This is a genomic window from Flavobacterium profundi (assembly GCF_006491645.1).
GTDB lineage: Bacteria > Bacteroidota > Bacteroidia > Flavobacteriales > Flavobacteriaceae > Flavobacterium > Flavobacterium profundi.
In genome coordinates this window covers 165029-187046 of record NZ_VDCZ01000006.1, presented here as the reverse complement: position 1 = coordinate 187046, position 22018 = coordinate 165029, and the positions used below count along the sequence as shown (strand labels likewise).

The following is a 22018-nucleotide window of genomic DNA, read 5'->3' as shown; positions in this document are numbered from 1 at the left end:
CTTTTAGCTCATTGATAGACGCTTTTTGCTTATAATTACAACCATTTGGATTATTAATCAAAGTTTTTAGCTTATAATTAATAGCTTTTAGGTTTAAATTTAAAAAACCACTCCGTCATGGCCTGGTTTTATTTGATCTACTTTGTGGGCACGGAAAACATTTCCGATATTTAAAACATTCTTATTACTAATCTTTAAATTTTAATAAAATCCCTTTAATTTGAGATTTATTTATGATAATTCTTACCCCTTTTTTTGAATGAATATTTTTTTCAAAATCACTAGTTAAATTGATCGTAACAGAAAGGGTTAACGATAGATTATCTATTGATTCGAGAAACATTTCTTTAATAATTAATTTTTCATCATTAAATTCATTGATACTGACTAATGTTTGATCTCCAAATACACCGTGGTCATCAAAAATAAGCCAATTTTCAATAAAAACAAGTTGTTGACTATCTACAGTTAATTCAACTTTATCATTTTTTGAAAGTAAATCTCTTACAATATAAGGTTCTATATAAGGTTTTATCATTTTATACATTAAAATATCTGTATTAGATGATTTGAAATCAATTCTAATTTCTTTATTAATAGAAGTTTCACTCAGAGAATCAATCGCTATATATTTTATATTCCATACTCCTTGTGAAAAAAGATTAAAATTAATAATTAGAAAAAATACAAAAATTGATATTATTTTATATTTCATTTTTTTTATTAGTTTTTGATTATTAAATGGACCAGCACAACCTAAATATACCCAAACTATCGGGACATAAAAGAACAAGCACAGTAATACAATATATTTTTTTCATATCTAGAAATCTTTACACGAAATCATGATTCCTCAAAAAAGGGTATAAAATTACGTTCATAACAAGGCTGTTCGGTTTCAAAAATTCCTTTTTCAAAGGCTTCCCTATGCTTTTTTTGAAGTTGCCTGAATTTTTGCTTCTTAATTCGGTTTACTTTTTTTACCAACATGAAATCATAGCTCCCACTTAAAAACAATATGACTTCAACAGTAGTACAATCATTTAAAAGTTGAATCGTTGTAGGTTCTACAGAAGCAGTAGCAAATAAAATATTTTTTTCAGACAAAGGGATTTCAATTTCAAAAAAACCATTCTTATTTGTTTTTCCAATTTGCACACTATCTTGTGTCATAAGGGAAACCTCACTTAATGGATCAAACGAATCCGAAATAATTCTTCCTGTAATTGTTTTATTTTGAGCAAAAACACAACCAATTGCTATTTTGAATAGTAGGATAATTAGTATCTTTTTCATTTTATTTTTAATGTTTATATTCTTAAGAAAAACGGAGAAATAAGGTATTTTAGACTTATTCTCCATTAAAATCTTGAATTTCTATTTCGTCTTTACCTAAAATTCTAATTTTTTTAATCTTTGATTTAAAATCATAATAAATTTCGACTGTAGGTTCCCATTCGAGATGTCCATAAGGAATTTCTATTATTTTTCCATCAAGTTCAAAAGAAAACCTAATACTTGTCGCTTTATCTATAATAGATTTGGGAACATCTTTAAAGTTTAAATACTCATTATTGAAGTCTTTTTTATTGTATTCACACAAAATCTTTTTATATACACCCACAGCATGATATTTGGATTTCTTATTTTCAATATCGTTTAAAGTAGCCAATATCTCATTCTTTGGTTCGTCCATAATTTGATAATATACTGTATCATTTTCAGTAATTTTTTGAAACAATACTGAAGTTAGCTCTTTGTTTGGTTTTAATTTTGGATAATTTACTATAAAATCATCTAAACATTTAACAACCTCTATCTCTGGAGTTATTCTTTTATTTTTTGATGTGGAACAAGATACAATCATAACCACAATTAAGCTAATACTAATAATTTTTATATTTAATTCCATGTTTCAGTACATTTATCAAAGCATTTTTTTGCCTTTTTTAATTTACCTAAATTAATATATTTAATAAATTCACTTAAAGATTTATCCTCTAATTTATAATCCCAAGCAGTACTAAATAAAGAACCATAATATTCTCTGGAAAATTCCTCGATATTGTCATTTTTAAATCCTCCTAATAAATAATAAACATCTTTTTTAACAGAATAACAAACATAATAATCACAATCACACCAAATAGTTCTGGCATATGATTTCTCATCTTTTAAATCAAAACAAAAATACCTGCTTTTTATTTTAATAAAGAGGAACTCATTATTCCCATATGTAGAATAGGGTATGTTTTCAATATTATTTATTAAAGTGTTTTTTTCATTATAGCCATGATTACTTATAGTAAACAACTTAGCTTTGAATACAATTGAAATTGTATCAACTTCTTTAGACTGTGCTTTTAAATAAAAAGGCAATAGTAGTGCTATTAATACTAAGCAGTTTTTCATAAATTTAGTGATTTTTTAAAATGCAAAGTAAAGGCGGATTTACAATCCGAGCGAATAGCCTTATAAAGAAATAATCTTTTCTCAAAAATAATAAAAAAACCACTCTGTAACAGCGTGGTTTTTTACTATTTTCTATTTGCAATTCAAATTAGGAATTGGATCGTATATAAATTAAGGCCGCTACCATTAAAACACATGATAAAAATAGGCCAATTTCGTTAAGGGTGATATTTCTGTTTTTCATAAAATTCGGTTTTAGAGAAAGGAATGCTACTGCTTGATATCCTTTCTTGATGATATATAGTGTTTTTTTCATTGTTGTTTGGTTTGGTTTTAGAAAGTAGCTACGGTATCGTTCCGACTCGGTTCCAAATCATTATTTTGCTAAACCATCCTGTTAAGACTCTTAATTTCATAGTATTCGCATCTATTAATTTTAGTAAAGCTTCAAATTCTGATCCCTCGCTTTCGTCAAAAAAAGTACCGCCATATAACTTCGTGGGTGTCTTTTTTACCATTTGAATTAAAATTACTTTTCCTAAAGTTTCTTTATTCTCGCTGGCTTTAATCTTCGCATAATAATAGGCTTCCTGTTTGTAAATTTCGACCTTTAATTTCCCTTGATTGGTTTGCCAATCACCTACAAATTGATCTTGTCCTATCGCTTGCCCCAAGAAGACAAATAGTACAAAGAAGAGAAGTATGTTTTTTTTCATGATTGCTGTATTTATATAGTGTTTATTTTGAACTATTCGTTTCAGAATTAAATCTAATTGACTCATTATTAATTTATTTATCCAACTATAATTTGAAATAACCGTTCCAGAATGACGCTTAAAAAAAAGAGAAATGCTCTTCTTTAATTTGAAACACTCGTTTCAAAAAACATCTTAAAAAAAACATTATTTACTAATGTTCTTTATTAAAAAACTGGCCATTTTCTTAATCTTGATTGGGTCTCTATGCAAAATATAGGCTTGCTTCCATCCTGTAAAAGAGGTCATGATATATTCTGCTAATAAACCTGGATCTTCTGTATCGTCTAAAGAGCCTTCTTGCATGGCTTTTTGTACAATTTCAGTAATAAAGCCAATGAAAACCGCATTCTTTTTGGTCAACAGATTTCGTACATCTACATCTTCTGAAGCCATCTCGAAAATCGACTTTACGCCTAAACAACTCTTTTCAGTATCTACTATAGAAGCGACTTTGTCATTAATAATATTGGTTAACGCTTGCATGGCCGACTTCTCTTGCGCTACTTTTTGTTGTAATTCACACAAACTAGCTTCAAAATAAGTAGTTATACATTTCATGAACAGCTGGTGTTTGTCTCCAATAGTGTTGTACAAACTACTTCTGTTAATTTGCATCGCATCTACAAGGTCTTGCATAGAAGTAGCATTGTAGCCTTTTTCCCAAAAGACATTCATTGCTTTTTCAATCTTTTCAACTTCATTAAATTCTACACAGCGCGCCATATATTTCTAATTATGGTTACAAAGATAAATCTTTTTTTGAAACGAGTGTTTCAGAATAAGAAAATTTATCTCATTTTTTTCTAATGGTGCTATAAAGAAAATTGATAATGTGTTACTTCCCACCCAAATTATAAATCTTCTGAATCTGCTTTAGCTTTTGTTCGAAATTAATATGTAAGTCAATCAGTTTACCCGATTTAATATCGAAAACCCAACCGTGAACAATAGGAAAACCACTGTTCAAATAATGTCTTTGTAGTACTGCGGTTTTAATCACATTCAAACATTGTTCTTCTACATTAATTTCTACCAATCTTTTATAACGTTCGGTTTCATCAGAAATAGCATCTAACTCTTCTTCATGCAAACGATATACGTCTCTAATATTACGCAACCAAGGGTTTAAAACACCCAAGTCTTTGGCTTCCATAGCAGCTTTTACGCCTCCACAAAAATAGTGACCGCAAACGACTACATGTTTGACTTTTAAATATTCGATAGCATATTCAATTACCGATGCCGAATTGTTATCGTTATTAGGAACCAAATTTGCAATGTTACGATGTACAAACATTTGCCCGGGTTCTACTCCTGTCATTTCTTCTGCGGTAACGCGACTATCGCTACAACCGATATATAAGATTTCTGGAGATTGTCCTTCTGCTAAGTACTTGAAGAAAGAATCGTTGGTTGCTTTCTTACTACTAATCCATTCTTGATTGTTCTGAAATATTTGATTGTATAAATCCATGGTATTGTTTATTGCCACCAAGCGGTGTGATTTTGATTCGTTATTTTTTGTACAGTTCCTAATTGCGGTACGTGGTACAAACACTCGTGTTTTTCTGCAGCGGCTACAAAACGCACTACAGGATCGGTCCAGGTGTGTTGTGCCAATGCAAAACCGGCCCAATGGACGGGCATCATGTTTCGCACCCCAGCATCAATAGCAGCTTGCACAGTTTCTTCTGGAAACATATGTATCTGACTCCAGTTTTCATTATATTGACCGCATTCCATAAAGGCAAAGTCAAAAGTCCCTAAGCGTTTCCCTATTACCTCAAAATGAGGTCCGTAACCACTATCTCCACTAAACCAAATGTTTTCAGTAGGGGTTTGCAGTGCCCAACCGCCCCATAAGGATTTGGCCCTATCGGTTAACCCTCTTCCGGAAAAATGTCGTGTGGGTGTAAACGTAATGTTGATATCGTGAAAGTTTACTTGTTGCCACCAGTCAAATTCAGTGATGCTTTCAGGTTTTATATTCCATTTCACTAAATGTCTTTTCACTCCTAAAGCGACATAAAACTGTTTCACTTTCGATTGTAACTTTTGAATGCTATCGTAATCCAAATGGTCGTAATGATCGTGAGACAAGAGTACGACATCTATTGTTGGTAATTCATCTATAATAGCCAATGTATTTTCAGAAAAACGCTTTATGGGAAAAGGTGCAATAGGTGCTGCATTACTGCCAAACATCGGATCAATTAAGATGTTTTTCCCTTGTATTCGCAAGAGCACTACCGAATGTCCGTACCAAATGTAACGCACCTCATGGTCATCGGTTACAAATGCCTCTTTATCAAAAGGTACTATCGGTAAGGGCTGTGAAGGTTCGCGGTCTTTCTTTTCACAAAATTGTTTGTACAATAACTTCGGTAATGTTCGTAAAGAAATAGCCATAGAAGTAGGTATGCTATTTACAAAATGTTCACCATCCCATTGTGGAGATTGCTCGTACTGTTGTATATCGGCTTTGGTAGGTTTAGCACCAAATTGTTTGCGCATGATTAATAGTTTATAGTTCCGTTCTAAAAAGAAACTAAGATATAAATTAATCGTTTCAACGAATTCTATTTTAGCATAACTTTAAGGTTATCGGTTATCAGTCTCAATATTCAGTCCCACTTTCCGAATCACTAAGTACTAACAACTAAGTACTAAGTACTAAGTACTAAAAATAGTAATCATTACTTAACTTTAAAATCATTGTAACTTAATGTAATTCTCTCTTATTTGTAAGTTCATTTAATCTTAACTAATGCTGGTTCGTTTTATCTTACTGTTTCTGTTAACCACCTCAACTTTGTTTGCCCAAAAGGATTGGGTCGAAACACAACTGAAAACTAAAAAAAAGGGATTAGACCTTGCCCTAAAAAATAAAAACAGTCCAGACATCGCGTTAAAAATGCTTGAATTAGGTACTATTTACAACCAGTATGGGCTGTATGCCAATGCCTTATCGTATTATCAAGACGCATTAAAACAAATACAAACGCATAAAAAAGACACACTATTGGTTCAAATTAATAATGCCATTGGTAAAGTCTATCATGCCATGCATAAATACGAACAGGCCTTACCTTTTTTACAGGAAGCATCAACAGTAGCGAAACAATTAAAATACACCAAAGGACAAGCCTTAGCTTTTAGTTTACTGGGTGAAAATGCAGAAAAAAGAGGTGAATATAAAACCGCTTTGGAATTTGAAAATGAGAGTCTGGCTTTTTTGAATACCAAAACCGATGTGATAGAAATAGCTGTGGTTCATGAAAATATTGGCAGCATTTATGAAGACTTGGAACAGTTTGACAAGGCGCATAGCTATTTTAACAAAGCGTACCAACTCCTTAAAGGGTCTCAATCGAAACAAGAAGCTAATGTTTTAAATAATCTAGGTGATGTCTACCGAAAAAGAGGGGAGCTAAAAAAAGGAATTCCGTATACCAATTTATCGCTAACCTTAGCCCAAAAACTAAATGACAATCATCTCTTAGAAAGCGGTCATAAAGATTTAGCAAAAGCCTATGCCTTACTTTCCAATTATCAAAAAGCCTACGAACACAAACTCATAGCTGATGAGTACAATCAAAAGGCGGTTGCCAATGAAAATAAAAATCTAGTCAATCTCTTGCAAGCGGATTATAAAATCAATCAGAAGGAAAATCAAATAAAAATTCTGCAAGAACAAAATAAAGTAAGCCAAGCCAATCAGAAAACCCTACTCATTTTAGCAGTAGCACTCCTATTTGCAATGGCAGTGGTATATGTCTATTATCAAAAAAAGAGAAAAGCAACACTTAAAATTCAAAATTACAAACAACAAACCTTAAAAGCGGAATTGGAAAAAAAGGAAATTGAAGAAAAGAATTTACAACGGGATTTAGAATTAAAAACAGCTGCACTTTCTCGTTATAGCTTACACATAGCGCAAAAGAACAAAATGCTATCCGAACTTTCGACCAAACTAAAAAATAGTATGGGGCGCAAAAACGAACTCCTAGAAGTTAAAATTAAAGAGATTTCTAACGAAATTGACTTTGTATTGCAACAAGAAAATGAATGGGAAGAATTTACCGTATTCTTTGAAGAAATACATCCCGATTTTATTAAAAAACTTTCTAAAGTTGCCACCGAAAGCCTCTCTCCTGCCGAATTAAAACTGGGTATTTTATTACGACTCAATTTATCTTCTAAAGAGATTGCAGCAATTCTTAGGGTCACACCTGATAGTGTGCGCGTAGCAAGACATCGTTTTAGGAAAAAACTACCTATCGATGCTAAAGCAGAATTAATCACTTTTTTACTCGAATTGTAAGAAAAAAATACTGTTTTTTTCTTAGGGTTAGCTTAATGTAAATAAAGTGTTATTGTTGCCTTCTTGTAACTTAAAAAAAAGGAGTTGTTGCCTCTTTGTTGCCTAGCTTAAAAACGAATAATCCCTTATGGGACCTACATTTGTCAGAAATGTAAAACTAAAAAAAATGAGAAAACTGTGCTTTGTAAAAAGGCTATTTGTAACGTTATTTTTAACCCTGATAACGTGTACTGCTATGGCTCAAAAAGGAAGTATTACAGGTACTATCGTAGATGAAAACAATTTCTACTTAACTGGTGCAACTGTTCTTATTGCTTCTTTAAATAAAGGAGCTACAACCGACTTCGATGGTAAATTTTCGATGCTGGCTATTCCGGCTGGAACGTACCAACTCCAAATTTCTTTTTTAGGTTATGAAGATTTAGAACAAGAAGTAACTGTACTAGAAAATCAAACAACTACACTTGCCATTGCGCTACAACCCAAAAACCTAACGCTTAATGAAGTAGAAGTGGTTTCGTATGGCTTAAGCGGACAGGCTAAGGCTTTAAATACACAAAAAAACAACATCAATATTACGAATGTGGTTTCCACTGACCAAATTGGGAAATTCCCAGATGCCAACATTGGTGATGCGGTAAAACGTATTTCGGGTGTGACCATGCAAGTTGATCAAGGGGAAGCACGAAATATTATTGTTCGTGGTTTGTCTCCTCAATTGAATTCGGTTACGTTAAATGGTAGTAGAATCCCCTCAGCGGAAGGCGATAATAGAAACGTACAAATGGACTTAATTCCTTCCGATATGATCCAAACCATTGAGTTAACCAAAGCCGTAACACCAGATATGGATGGGGATGCTTTAGGAGGTTCTGTTAATTTAGTTACGGCAACAGCACCGCAACAATTCCGATTATCAAGTACTTTGGGTTCTGGAATTAGTTTTATTACTAACAAACGTATTTTAAATGGTGCGCTACTTATTGGCGACCGTACCAAAGACAAAAAATTAGGTTGGATGGTAGCCGCTTCTATTAACGATACCGATTTTGGTTCGGATAATATAGAAGCCGAATGGACGGATGAGTTTGAATATTACACCGGTGTAGACGATGTGGATGGCGACCCTATTTTAGAGGAAGTGGCCGTAAACCCATATACCAATGCTTTTGAAACACGAAAATACTTGGTACAACGTGTGCGTAGAAGTTTTTCGGCCAATTTGGATTACCAAATTAATCCCAATCATAACTTGTATTTGAAATCGATGTACAACTGGCGCGACGATCGTGAAAATAGATACCGTACGTCTTATGAAATGCTAGATGCTGAAGATATAGAAGCGGGTGATTTTACCATTACCAATGGTTTTCCGTCACGCTTTCCTGCAGAAGTGGCTAAAGAAACCAAAGGCGGTATTGATAACAATAGAAATAAAAACCGCCGTTTGGAAGACCAAAGAATGCAAAATTATTCTCTAGGTGGAAAACATTTCTTAGGTAAAGTAAAAGCGGATTGGATGGTTTCGTATGCCAAAGCTTCGGAAGAAAGAAAAAACGAACGCTATGCTAAATATGAAACGGAATATACGGTAATAAATGACTTTTCGGATAGTGAGTTTCCTATGTTGTCTGCTGAAAATCCAGCGGATGCTACTGCATTCAATGCTTTTGAATTTGATGAAATCACAGAAGAATATCAATATACAGAAGAAGAAGATGTCAACTTCTTTACGCACTTTGAACTACCTGCTTCTCTTTTTGGTACAGCCAATGGAACACTTAAGTTTGGAGCAAGAGGTCGTTTTAAAAACAAAAGCAGAGACAATAACTTCTTTGAATACGATTTAGAAAGTGTTTATCCTACTATGGATTTAACGGGTTTAAAAGACCTTTCGAATGATGCTTTCTTAGCGGGCGACAAATACAATTTAGGAGGATATATCGATGCCAATTGGCTAGGTGCTTTGGCATTAGTAAACGGTGAATCGGTGCCTTCTGAATTTTTAAGAGCCAATTATAACGTAAGTGAAAATGTATGGGCAGGTTATGTGATGACCACTCAAAACCTAACCGATAAATTACAAACCTTGATTGGTGTGCGTGTAGAAGCAACTCAACTAAAAGCTACAGGGAATCAAATTGAAGATGAAGACGATTTAGTTGGAACGGTTACTAAGGAAAATGCGTATACCAATGTGTTACCCGGTGTGCATTTTAAATATGCTCCTAATAATAATACGGTTTTCCGTTTGGCATGGACCAATACATTAGCAAGACCCAATTATGTAGACTTAATTCCTACTATTGATATTGTTTCTGGTGATGAGGAAATCTTTATTGGTAACCCCGATTTAAAAGCGACTACTTCGATGAACTTTGATGTTATTGGAGAATATTATTTTAAAAGTGTTGGTTTGCTTTCTGGTGGTTTGTTCTTTAAAAAGATCAATGATTTTGTGTACCAATACCAAGAAGAAGCTTCTTCAGATGCCTTGGGTACTGGAACAACAGGCTATCGGGTGTACCAACCTTTAAACGGGGATGCTGCTACTATTTTTGGTGCGGAATTCGCGTTCCAAAGACAATTGGATTTCTTGCCCGGTTTTGCGAAAAACTTTAGTGTGTATGTAAATTATACCTTCCTAACGTCTAAAGCCACTGGAATACGCAACGAAGATGGTGAAGAACGCGATGATTTGGATTTACCCAATACCGCTCCTAATTTGCTAAATGCTTCCTTAGGGTATGCCAATAAGTATTTTAATGCGCGTTTCTCTGCTAATTTCTCAGATGCCTATATCGATGAAATTGGAGGGAATAGCTTTGAAGATCGGTATTATGACCAACAACTCTTTTTTGATTTTAATATTGGCATAAACCTATCTAAAAAACTAAGTTTGTATGGGGAATTGAAGAACATTACCAACCAACCGTTACGCTATTTTCAATCGGTCCGCAGTAGAACCCAACAAGCCGAATTCTATGGGCAACGTCTAACGTTTGGTCTTAAGTATGACTTGTATTAATCGAATTTAGAAGTTAGAATTTAGAAGTTAGAAGTCAGAAGTCAGAAGTTAGAAGTTAGAAGTTAGAAGTTAAAAAACGAATCTGGTGTGTAACTACTAATTTTTCGTCAGTTCGAGTGGTTTAGTGTAGTGAAACTAAACATAACTTCTCGATACGCTTCGCACTCGAAGTGACGTGTTTCGAGAACAAGAAAAATGAGTAGCTAACGAACCTATTCCATCAATATAAAAACACCAAGTATTAAAATATCATTTAAAAACATGAAATCTATTTTTTATAGTATCCTTATACTGGCAGTATGCAGTTGCCAACAAAACACTAATATAGTAACCTTAGCACCCGATGTTATTACGGAAACGACCCTCAATGATACCGATGATCCTGCGATTTGGGTCAACCCAAAAGATGCTTCTCAGAGTATTATTTTTGGTACGGATAAAGAAACCAATGGTGGTATTTATGCCTTTGACTTGCAAGGGAAAATTATAGAAGCTAAAACCATTCGCCATATTGAACGTCCTAACAATGTGGATCTCACCTATAACTTTACCCTTACCGATTCTACTAAAACGGATATTATTGCTTTTACCGAAAGAGAAAAGAATCAAGTACGTGTGTTTTCAGTACCCGACATGCAACCTTTAGACGGTGGTGGTTTTAAGGTATTTACCGATGCGACCCAACCCGACTTTCAAGCGCCCATGGGCATTGCGATTTATCATGCACCCGTGAGCGATAAAGTGTATCTGATTGTAGGTCGTAAAACAGGGCCTAAAGAGAATTATTTGTACCAATATGAATTGGTTTCCAACGCCTCAGGAGTGCAATTGCATCTGGTACGTAAGTTTGGGAAATTTAGTGGTAAAAAAGAAATTGAAGCCATAGCAGTAGACAATGAAATGGGCTTTATTTATTATTCGGATGAACAACATGGAGTGCGCAAATACTATGCTGATCCTGAAAAAGGCAATGCGGAAATTAGTTTGTTTGGAACAACCGACTTTAAAAGTGATATTGAAGGCATTGCCATTGCGAAAACTGGAACGGAATCGGGTTACCTGATAATCTCCGATCAGCAACGCGGCCTTTTTAATGTGTATGACCGTAAAACCAATGCGTTTATAACAGCAGTTAATCTAACCACTCTAGAAACCGATGGTTGTGATGTCGTAACCACTCCTTTAGGCAGTGCTTTTCCTAAAGGTATTTTTGTAGCGATGAACGATGCTAAAAACTTTTATGTCTATGATTTTGGAAAACTAGAACAAGCCATTTTAAATAGTATCCAAAAGAAATAGTAGCATTTTGTTGTGTATTTTTTTATAAAGCTGTCTGGTAGTATTATCAGGCAGTTTTTTTTTTTTGTTTTCGGTTGTCGGTTGTCAGTCTCAGTATTCAGTCTCACTTTCCGAATCACTAAGTACTAACAACTAAGTACTAACAACTAACCCTAAACCAAAATCAGGTAAAAGTACCTATGGCTTTTTGCGTATTAATTCTTAATTTTAGGTCGGCAATACAAAACTAAAACCATAAACATGAAAAAAACAATTACTTTCCTCCTGCTCTTTTTAGGATCCTTTTATTTACAAGCTCAGATTGACACTAAAGTCTTTACCCTCGATTTAGGCAAACCCCATAAAGGTTCGTTGCGGGTACAAACAGAAGAAGAAGTTTCAGAAAGCAAAAGCAAGCAAGCGGATGACGACGATGATGACAATGACGACGACGATGCTACAATCCATACCAATAAGAAGTTGGTCATCAAATCCAGAGAATTATTAGCCTTCAACCTCATCAATGGAAACCCGTATAAGTACAGCTATATCATCAATCACAAAGTAGTCAACTTCTTTGAAGGACAAGTATACAACCCGTTGGATAGTGTGGGCAAACGTATTAGTGCTACGCCTAAAAACTTTGCCGCTATGGCACCTGCTGGCTCTGAAGAAGCACAAAAGTTAGACGATTCCATCAATCAACTGCATGCGAAGAACCAAGATTTATTAGAGAAAATTGGTGATACTAAAACCGCTAAAAGTGACAAAGACCAATTGGAAAAACAAGTGACTGCCAACTACGCTACCATCAGTAAACTGCAAATTCAGAAGAAACAATTGGAAAGCCAAACCCCAAAAGCACATGTTTCAAAATCTCAGTATTCGGCGAATTTTATTACCAATGCGAATTTAAAATACAGTTTAAAAACTGTGAAAGCCATTCCTGCGCAATCGGATGCAGAAGATGCTACCAACATACAAAACGCTATTTTGGTATTAGAACAATCGTTTACCGATTTATCCATTGATTTGAACAATTATGTGGCCACTATAGCCGCAGAAGACTTTTTGGATACAGCCGATTTTAAAATAAAAAGAGAAGGTTTTAATGCCACCTATATTCAACTCCTAAAAGACTTACAAGGTATTAATGGTGAAGCGATTAACTTTCCCGATATCATGAAAGACTTTAAGAAAAACACCCAGCCTATTACCGATCTTTCTAAAGGCATTAATGACGAAATTAAAAAGATGTACCAATTGAAATTGTACAATTATTTATTGCCATTAGACAGTAATGGCAAGAACATTGATGCGGTGGAAATAACTGTAGAACGTAGTCATAAAGGCAGTGCTCCTGCTGTTACAGATTCCTATACCTATACGGTTTGGGTAAAAGACGGTTTAAAAATAGACGTGAGCGGTGGTCTTTTTATTACGTCCTTATTGGATCAAGAATATGAAACTAGAGATGTAGAAGTGACCACTAATGGTACTACCGAAACCCAAAAAGCCATTTATAAAAAGAACCAAGGTGACTATGACTTTGGTTTTGGTTCCAGTATTAACTTATCGCTGCGTGGAGGGTCTTGGGTGCGCCCTGCTTTGAGTGTGGGAGCCTTGTTTACTGCCAATCAGAAGTTCCAAATCCTTGCTGGGGGTGGTTTGATTTTAGGAAAAGAAGAGCGTATAGTTTTACATGGTGGTTTAACCATGGGTGCAGTAACCACTATTGCCGATGGGTATGCCACCGATGGTTCGGCTTCTTATGATTTGGGTACCAATGGAACCGTGCCAACGAGCAACAAATTCTCTTTCGGACATTTCTTTGGAATTACCTATAACTTTGGCAAAGTGAAGAAACAAACTTCCCAACCGAATCCTTAAGGAAATTTATATTTCATAGTTTAAAAGTTTATGGTTTAAAAGTTTATGGTTTAAAGTTGTGGGTTTAAAGTTGTTGGTTTAGAGACATAATTTGTTTCTTTACTTTTACATCTGTATAATAAGTAACTATCGACTTTATGACTATCGACTTTAAGACTTTCGACTTTCGACTTTATGACTTTAGACTTAAAAATACCCCTTTTGTGGTATTGGTTATTAGAATCGAAAATTTTACTTTTAAACAGTAATAGTTTACAAGAATAAGATTTAAAAACAATTAACATCGTTACTATCGGCGGAAAACAGGTTAAAAACACCTGTTGTAGGATGTATAAATCATAATTTTATAACCAATTATAAGAACTAAATTCAAACCAACATGAAAAAAACAATTACTTTATTATTCCTATTTTTAAGTTTTCATTCTCTTCGTGCACAAGAGAATACTAATGAAAATCAAGAAAATCAAGAAACAACAGCAAATAGTTTACAAGCTGCTGAATTAACATTAAGTCAATATAAAAAATTAAAAGAAAAGTTAGAAGATTTAAAAGAAACATTTGAAAAAAGTGACCAAGAGACTATAGGCTATTTAGTTTTCAAATTAAATAATGCTACCTTACATTCAGAAAACGGTACAGATACTGTAGTTGATATTAATAGTATTTATATTTCTTTAAAGGATGGTTATATTAATGATTTGACTGTTTATTATAACAATCAGATATATACTAATAAAAATGCACCCATACCAGTAACTCATTCAAGGTTTACAAAAATTACAGATAAGATTAGTGCTTTAAACGGAACTGATTTTTTTGTTTTTCAAGAAATAATTGAACCTAAAAGATTAAATCAATTTGTTCCAGATGATGTAGACTACTCAACTGAAACCGATCTATCAGAATTAGAGTTAAAAAAAGGAGTTGGTATTAATAATATTTTTGATATTCGTTTGTATTCAGATGCTTTAGCTCTTTTCGGAAATGAAGAAAACGGATTAGTTCAAACCGATTTAAGGTACAAAAACATCTTACATAGAAGAACCTTAATAAATAGTGTTTTTTATCTGCAATATTTTAAAGTAAATATAAATGCTAGTAAATTTGACAGCAAAGATAAATATATCGAGTTTGATAATTTCAATAATTCTGACATACTAAGAAAATCATATTTAAATGCAGAGGTTGCTGTCAATTTATTAAATAGTTGGATAGAATTCAAATCACAAAGTAGAGCTTATTTAGACACTGGTTTTGGAGTAGGTGCTACAAAATTAAGAACAGCTACAGACACCTTAAATGTAAATAACACTAACTTTTTTATTGAAGGAGGGTTAAATTTAAAATCTAGTAGCAATATTGGTTTAGATGTGTATGGCAGAATGACACGATTGTTTAGTCCTGGAACTCAAACATATGCTGAATATTTAAATGGACAATATTTTAATTTCTTAAAGTTTGGATTAGATTTTTATTGGCATCCCTTTGATGATAAGGCTAACCGATTATTTGCAAGAGTAAATTATATAACGCCTACGCAAGATATCGATAAAACAAACGATTTTTTTCAATTTCAAATTGGCTACTCTGTAATGTTATCTGATTTGATTAAATAGTAGTGTTAATTTTTATTTCAAAATCATAAAAACCGGAAAGCAAAAGTTTTTCGGTTTTTTTGTACTACCTATGATTTGACTTTTCTCAAAAGTAATAACACGCTATTTATCTTTATCTGTGGCTCATGTATAAACTTGTTTGTACAAAACAAACAAGTTTGTTTTTTTTATTATATCTGTATCATAAACAACTTTCAACTTTATGACTTTCGACATTATGACTTTCAACTTTATGTCTTTCAACTTTATGACTTTCAACTTTCGATTTTATGACTTTCGATTTTATGACTTTCGACTTTATGACTTTATGACTTTAGACCAACCCCTAAATACCCCCACAATTACCTTACCAAACACTTTAAAAACCTCTTACAAACCTCAATCTGACTGGTTTTGACTGGTTTTGACGTATAATGACTGGTTTTGAAGTATTTTGATGTGTTTAAACCCCTTAAATAGGGTCTTTGTTCGGAGATTGTTCGGAAAACCTTCGGTAAAGTACTATAAAACCGCTACTTTCTACGAACAAAGTCCGTAGAAAATGCGTAGCAAACTACCAAAAAGGATGGTTTTTTGTTGTTTTTAGTTACTTTCTGACTTTTCAGTTGCTAATTCCTAATCCCTATTTCCTAATTCCTAAAAATCAAAAAACAGGTAGAAATACGTATTGGCTATATCAATAATTTTTGCTAAGTTTGAAGGTTAAGATTATAGATGAATGAAATTCAACGAAGATTCGAGGGTAAAAATCCCAGCTTTATTACATTTAATGCGTTTGGGATATCAGTATATTCCTTTGAATGAACAAAATAGAATTGAAAGTAATAATATTTTTTCTTCTATTTTTATTCCTAAGATTTCCGCACTAAATGGAATAACGGAACAAGAAGCGCAACGAATTTTAGATGAAATCAATCTGGAGTTGGATTATGAAGACTTGGGGAAAAAGTTTTACGAGAGATTAACTTCGACTTCTGGAGTTAAATTGATTGATTTTGAAAATTTCAACAATAACGAATTTCATGTTACCACAGAATTAACTTGTAAATCGGGAGACGAGGAGTTTCGTCCTGATATTACGGTTTTAATTAATGGTATGCCTTTAGCTTTTATTGAAGTAAAAAAACCTCATAATCAAGAGGGTGTTATCAAAGAAAGAACTCGAATTAATGAGCGTTTCAAAAATAAACATTTTAGGCGTTTTGCTAATATTACGCAGTTGTTGGTTTTCTCTAACAATATGGAATATGAAGATGGAATAGTAGAACCGATTTTTGGAGCTTTTTACGCTACGCCTGCTTATGAGAACGTTCAATTCAATTATTTTAGAGAAGATTTAGATTATCCAGTGCAACAAAAGTTGAAGGATGTTGACGAAAAAACAGAAAACGAACTTTTGAAAGATAACAACTTGATTGTTATTAAAAATAGTCCAGAATACATTACAAATAAACAACCTAATACACCAACGAATCGAATTTTGACTTCTTTGTTTAGTAAAGAGCGTTTGAAATTTGTTTTACAATACGCCATTGTCTATGTGGAAGAAGAAGTAACTGGAAAAGTTGCTTATCAAAAACATATCATGCGTTATCCTCAGTTGTTTGCCACACAAGCCATTGCAACAAAAATTGGTGCAGGACAAAAAAAAGGGATTATTTGGCACACACAAGGTTCAGGAAAAACGGCTTTAGCGTATTACAATGTTAAACACTTAACGGATTATTACGCTAAGAAACAAGTCATTCCAAAATTCTATTTTATAGTTGACCGATTGGATTTATTAATTCAAGCTTCAAGCGAATTTGCTAATAGAGGTTTGAAAGTAAAACAGGTAAATTCGAAGCAAGATTTTATTGCTGATTTAAAAGTAGTTGGTGCCATTCATAACGATAGCGGAGTTCCTGAAATTACGGTTGTGAATATTCAGAAGTTTTCGGAAGATGCTGTTGCAATTAAGGATATTAGTTATGATATTAACATTCAGCGTGTTTATTTCTTAGACGAAGCGCACAGAAGTTATAATCCTAAAGGTAATTATTTAGCTAATCTAATTAATTCAGACCGTTCTGCTATTATAATCGCTTTAACTGGAACGCCTTTATTAAAAGAAGTTGCTAAAGAATACGATTCTAAAATGTTGTTTGGTAATTATTTTCATAAGTATTACTACAACATGTCGATTGCTGATGGTTATACACTACGTTTGATTCGTGAACAAATTGAAGGCAACTTCAAAATGGAAATGAAAGAAATAATGGATCAAATTAAAGTGTTGCAAGGCGATATTAGCACACGACAGATTTATGCCCATTCAAAATTTGCGCAACCCTTACTAGATTATATTGTTACTGATTTAATTAAATTCAGATGGGAAAAACAAGATACATCTTTAGGTGGAATGATAGTATGTGATTCAGCGAATCAAGCGAAAGAATTGTTTCGATTGTTTGAGGAAAAATTTGGAAAACAAGAAACTGATGCTAGTATTTTAATGGCCGCCGAACCACCTGAAAAATATGGTAATCGCGAGGAACCAAAATTAACTGCTGCTTTAATCTTACATGATGAAAACGACAAAGCCATTCGTAAAGAATTAATATCCACCTATAAAAAAGGAAAGGTTGATTTGTTGTTTGTTTACAACATGTTGCTGACTGGTTTCGATGCCAAACGATTAAAGAAACTGTATTTAGCTCGTGTTATTCAAGACCACAATTTATTACAAACTTTAACTCGTGTTAATCGACCCTATAAAAAATACCAATACGGTTATGTAGTTGATTTTGCTGATATATCCAAAGCTTTTGACCGAACTAACAAAATGTATTTTGATGAATTGCAAGTGCAGTTAGGCGATGAAATGGAATTGTATTCGTATTTGTTTAAATCTGAAGAGGAAATCCAACAGGAAATTCAAGAGATAAAAGAAACGCTTTTCCATTACGATACACAAAACAGAGAATTATTTTCACAACAAATAGCCCAACTTACGGATAAAAATGAGTTGTTGCGCTTGGTTAAAGCTTTACGAACTGCTAAAGAATTGAAAAATATAATTGCAATTAATAATTATGAAGCTTTAGGTGGTATAGCTGATTTTGATATTTGGAATCGCTTGTTGTTAGAAGCACAAAGCCGATTAGATAACTTAAATTTTGTGGAAAGTATTGGTAATGAAGAAGCTTCAGCTAATTTATTAAACACCGCTTTGGAAGATGTGATTTTTCAATTTATCAAAATTGATGAAAGCGAGTTAGTATTAGCCGATGAGTTCAAAAATATATTACGCAAAACAAGGGAATCACTCCAAAATAATTTTGACCAAATCGACCCACAATTTGTAAGTTTGCGTGAAGAACTAGAACGTATTTTCAAAAAGAAAAATCTGAGTGAAGTTACGCAAGCCGACATGATTGAAAACATGCATTTACTTCAAAAAATATATGACCAAGCCAAAGAATTGAATCGTAAAAATGCATTGTTAAAAGCAAAGTATATTAATGACGAAAAATACACTCGTATTCATAAGCGTTTGAGTGAAAAAGGAACACTTAACGCTAAAGAAATGCAATTGCATAAGGCGTTAATGCAAGTAAAAGAGCAAGTAGATACCAAATTAGAAGGACAAGAAGATCTTATGAATAATGAACCTTACTTTAAACGTTATTTATTGCAATTGGTGATTCAGGAATTTAAGAAAAAGGAAAACATTCCGTTGGATTTTTCAACTACTGAAACCATAAATAATTTAATAGTGAACGAATATTTACAACAATACCAATATAGATAGAAAAAATGACGAAGGATATAAATTTTATAACCAAAACTAAATCACTGATTGATAATTTAAAAAATGTTTGTGCAAATTATGGTTTAGGAAATTCTGCTAGTGAATTTGACATAATAACACAGTGCTTTTTGTATAAAACATTAAACGATAAATTTCGTTATGAAGTAAAAAAAATTACACCCGAGCTAAAAAATGAAGAATCTGAAAAAATTATAGAATATTTAAAGACTTTAAATGAAGAAGATTATAAATTTTTATTAGCCTCATTAGATCCAAATGCTCCAAAATTGCAGATTCACCAGCTTATTGAAGTACTGTTTAACAGACAAACAGAAAGTGATTTTGCTTTATTATTCGATGATACATTAGCAGAAATTAGTAATCACAACGCAGAAATTTTTTCTGTAAAATCTTTTTCTGGTGCAAAAGATATATTATTTGATCGTTTGAGCCAAAATATTAAAGATGTATCTCAAAGAGATGCGTTTTGTACTGCTTTAGTTAATAAATTAATTGCAGTTTCATTTGAAGAAATGTTTGATCAGAAATACGATTTCTTTGCAACCATTTTTGAATACTTAATCAAAGATTACAATTCAGATTCAGGTGGAAAGTATGCTGAATATTATACGCCTCATGCGGTAGCTCGCATTATGGCACAAATTATGGTACAAACACCTGTAAAAGGAGTTAAAGTATATGATCCTAGTGCAGGTTCGGGGACACTTTTAATGAGTTTAGCGCACCAAATTGGAGAAGAAAATTGTACCATTTACTCGGAAGATATTTCGCAGAAATCGAGTAATATGTTGCGTTTGAATTTGGTGTTGAATAACTTAACACATTCAATACCGAATATAATTAAAACCAATACCTTAGCACAACCGACTTATTTAGATACTAAGTTTGATTATATAGTCTCGAATCCTCCATTTAAATTGAATTTTTCTGACTTTCATCCCGATTTAGATAAAGATGCATTCAAAAAACGATTCTTTGCAGGTATTCCAAAAATACCAAATAAAGACAAGGATAAAATGGCAATTTATTTATTGTTCATCCAACACATTATGTTTAGTTTGAGTGACACAGGAAAAGCGGCTATTGTGCTGCCTACAGGTTTTGTCACAGCTAAAAATGGTATTGAAAAGAAAATTAGAGAGCGTTTGATTACCAATGGTTGGTTACGAGGTGTGGTAAACATGCCGTCAAATATTTTTGCAACAACCGGAACTAACGTTTCAGTTCTGTTTTTAGATAAAGATGCGGATAGCGAACATATCGTTTTATTAGATGCTTCTAAATTAGGCGAAACAGTGACTGAAGGTAAAAATCAACGTACTGTTTTAAAACCAACGGAAGAACAACTCATCGTTGATACGCTTAATAACAAACTAGCGGTAGAAGATTTATCTGTTGTAGTAACCAAAAAGGAAATTGAGGCTAAAAATTATTCGTTTTCCGCAGGACAATATTTTGAAGTGAAAATTGAGTATGTAGATATAACCGCTGATGAATTTGCTACTAAAATGAAAACTTTTGAAAGTAATTTAGAAAGCTTGTTTGCAGACAGTGAAAAGTTAAAAACGGAAATTCAGAATAATTTGAAAGGGTTGAAGTATGAGTAATTGGCGAAGAGTTGATGAAATTATTACATATTATGGAAAAGGTGTTACTCCAAAATATGTAGATAATAGTTCAATAATTGTGTTGAATCAAAAATGTGTTAGAAATAATAAAATTGACTATTCTTTTGCTCAGTTTATAGATGACAGTAAAGTTTACAATGAAGATAAGATTTTAAAGATAGGTGATATATTAATAAACTCAACTGGTCAAGGTACAGCAGGTAGGGTTGCAATGGTAGAGTATATTCCTGTAGGATTTAGATTAATTGTTGACTCACATATTTTGGTTCTTAGAACAAATAATTTTTTTGAATCAAAATGTTTAAATTATAGCTTATTCTCCATTGAATCTACACTACAAACTTTTATGGATGGTAGTACTGGACAAGGTGAATTTGATAAAATAAGATTATTTAACGTTAATGTAGGTTATCCAAAAGATAATACCATCCAACAAAAAATTGCCAAAGTACTTTCTGATTTAGATGCTAAAATTGAGTTGAACAGCAAAATCAATGCAGAGTTAGAAGCTATGGCTAAGACTTTGTATGAGTATTGGTTTGTGCAGTTTGATTTTCCAGACACTAACGGTAAGCCATATAAGTCTTCCGGAGGTGAAATGGTTTGGAATGAGGAATTGAAAAGAGAGATTCCTGAGGGTTGGAAGGTTAAAGAGTTATCTAAACTGACAGATGTTAGTAATGATTCTTTAAATCCAATGTTAGATCCAACTAAAGAGTTTAGACACTATAGTATTCCAACTTTTGATTCAACAAAAAACTATGGTATTGAAAAAGGTAAAGATATTAGAAGTAATAAATTTAAAGTCACAGAAAGCGATATTTTGGTTTCAAAATTAAATCCTTGGTTCAAAAGAGTCATTTACCCAGAAAACAAAAGTGATTTAATTTGTTCAACAGAGTTTGTGGTTTGGAGAACTTCAAGTTCTGAATCAAAAAATTATTTGTTTATGATAGCGAATGATCCATCATTTACAACTTATTGTACAATATCCGCAACAGGAACATCTAATAGCCATAAGAGAGTAAATCCGACTGTTATGATGCGTTATAGAATTGCTCACAACAAGGATGTGGCAAATTTTTACGGTAAAAAAATAGATTCAATATTAAAAACTTTATTAGTCAAACAAAAAGAAAACCAAGAACTCGCTTCGTTACGAGATTGGTTGTTGCCTATGTTGATGAATGGGCAGGTTACAATGGGTGATGTTGAGGAGCAGTTGGGTATGGTTGAGGAGAGTGGTAATGAATATAAAAGAAATTAGT

General features: G+C 33.0%; 17 protein-coding genes. 8 read left to right on the top strand and 9 right to left on the bottom strand.

Going from position 1 to position 22018, the window contains the following annotated elements:
• Positions 1–187: 187 nt before the first annotated feature.
• The 9 genes from FHG05_RS09870 to FHG05_RS09835 all read right to left on the bottom strand — a co-directional run bounded on the left by FHG05_RS09870 (position 188) and on the right by FHG05_RS09835 (position 5684).
• Positions 188–715 carry a hypothetical protein gene (locus FHG05_RS09870; RefSeq protein ID WP_140997850.1) on the bottom strand — a complete coding sequence of 176 codons (528 nt, stop codon included), beginning with the start codon at positions 713–715 and terminating at the stop codon, positions 188–190.
• A 128-nt stretch (positions 716–843) separates the two neighbouring features.
• Entirely contained in the window at positions 844–1296 is a 453-nt protein-coding gene (locus FHG05_RS09865) for a hypothetical protein (RefSeq protein ID WP_140997849.1), read from the bottom strand.
• A 55-nt stretch (positions 1297–1351) separates the two neighbouring features.
• Positions 1352–1912: a hypothetical protein gene (locus FHG05_RS09860; RefSeq protein ID WP_140997848.1), complete on the bottom strand. Its 561-nt coding sequence runs from the start codon at positions 1910–1912 to the stop codon at positions 1352–1354.
• Positions 1903–2412 (bottom strand): hypothetical protein, encoded by a 510-nt coding sequence (locus tag FHG05_RS09855; RefSeq protein WP_140997847.1) that lies wholly within the window; start codon positions 2410–2412, stop codon positions 1903–1905. Before FHG05_RS09855 ends, FHG05_RS09860 begins: the two co-directional genes overlap by 10 nt.
• Positions 2413–2560: 148 nt before the next feature.
• Positions 2561–2728: a hypothetical protein gene (locus FHG05_RS18410; protein ID WP_157504231.1), complete on the bottom strand. Its 168-nt coding sequence runs from the start codon at positions 2726–2728 to the stop codon at positions 2561–2563.
• Positions 2729–2756: 28 nt separating this feature from the next.
• Complete coding sequence (locus FHG05_RS09850; protein WP_181369163.1) at positions 2757–3128, bottom strand: DUF2147 domain-containing protein; 372 nt, start codon at positions 3126–3128, stop codon at positions 2757–2759.
• Between the two features lie 186 nt (positions 3129–3314).
• Positions 3315–3893: a TetR/AcrR family transcriptional regulator gene (locus FHG05_RS09845; RefSeq protein ID WP_140997845.1), complete on the bottom strand. Its 579-nt coding sequence runs from the start codon at positions 3891–3893 to the stop codon at positions 3315–3317.
• A 112-nt stretch (positions 3894–4005) separates the two neighbouring features.
• Complete coding sequence (locus FHG05_RS09840) at positions 4006–4644, bottom strand: carbonic anhydrase (protein WP_140997890.1); 639 nt, start codon at positions 4642–4644, stop codon at positions 4006–4008.
• Positions 4645–4652: 8 nt separating this feature from the next.
• Positions 4653–5684: an MBL fold metallo-hydrolase gene (locus tag FHG05_RS09835; protein ID WP_140997844.1), complete on the bottom strand. Its 1032-nt coding sequence runs from the start codon at positions 5682–5684 to the stop codon at positions 4653–4655.
• Positions 5685–6084: 400 nt separating this feature from the next.
• Between FHG05_RS09835 and FHG05_RS09830 the strand changes: the two genes are divergently transcribed.
• From FHG05_RS09830 to FHG05_RS18405, 8 genes are all read left to right on the top strand, one after another.
• Positions 6085–7494 (top strand): tetratricopeptide repeat protein, encoded by a 1410-nt coding sequence (locus FHG05_RS09830; RefSeq protein WP_181369162.1) that lies wholly within the window; start codon positions 6085–6087, stop codon positions 7492–7494.
• A 166-nt stretch (positions 7495–7660) separates the two neighbouring features.
• Positions 7661–10522, top strand: coding sequence for a TonB-dependent receptor (locus FHG05_RS09825; protein WP_140997842.1), 2862 nt, complete (start codon positions 7661–7663; stop codon positions 10520–10522).
• A gap of 261 nt (positions 10523–10783) precedes the next feature.
• Complete coding sequence (locus FHG05_RS09820; RefSeq protein ID WP_140997841.1) at positions 10784–11821, top strand: phytase; 1038 nt, start codon at positions 10784–10786, stop codon at positions 11819–11821.
• Positions 11822–12061: 240 nt separating this feature from the next.
• Positions 12062–13690, top strand: coding sequence for a hypothetical protein (locus tag FHG05_RS09815; protein ID WP_140997840.1), 1629 nt, complete (start codon positions 12062–12064; stop codon positions 13688–13690).
• A gap of 379 nt (positions 13691–14069) precedes the next feature.
• On the top strand, positions 14070–15308 hold the full coding sequence (locus FHG05_RS09810) for a hypothetical protein (protein WP_140997839.1): 1239 nt from the start codon (positions 14070–14072) through the stop codon (positions 15306–15308).
• Positions 15309–16026: 718 nt separating this feature from the next.
• Entirely contained in the window at positions 16027–19101 is a 3075-nt protein-coding gene (locus FHG05_RS09805) for a type I restriction endonuclease (protein WP_140997838.1), read from the top strand.
• A gap of 5 nt (positions 19102–19106) precedes the next feature.
• Positions 19107–20729 (top strand): HsdM family class I SAM-dependent methyltransferase, encoded by a 1623-nt coding sequence (locus FHG05_RS09800; protein WP_140997837.1) that lies wholly within the window; start codon positions 19107–19109, stop codon positions 20727–20729.
• The gene (locus FHG05_RS18405) at positions 20722–22017 is read left to right on the top strand and encodes a restriction endonuclease subunit S (RefSeq protein ID WP_181369161.1); all 1296 of its coding nucleotides are present in this window, start codon (positions 20722–20724) and stop codon (positions 22015–22017) included. Before FHG05_RS09800 ends, FHG05_RS18405 begins: the two co-directional genes overlap by 8 nt.
• Position 22018 lies beyond the last annotated feature (1 nt).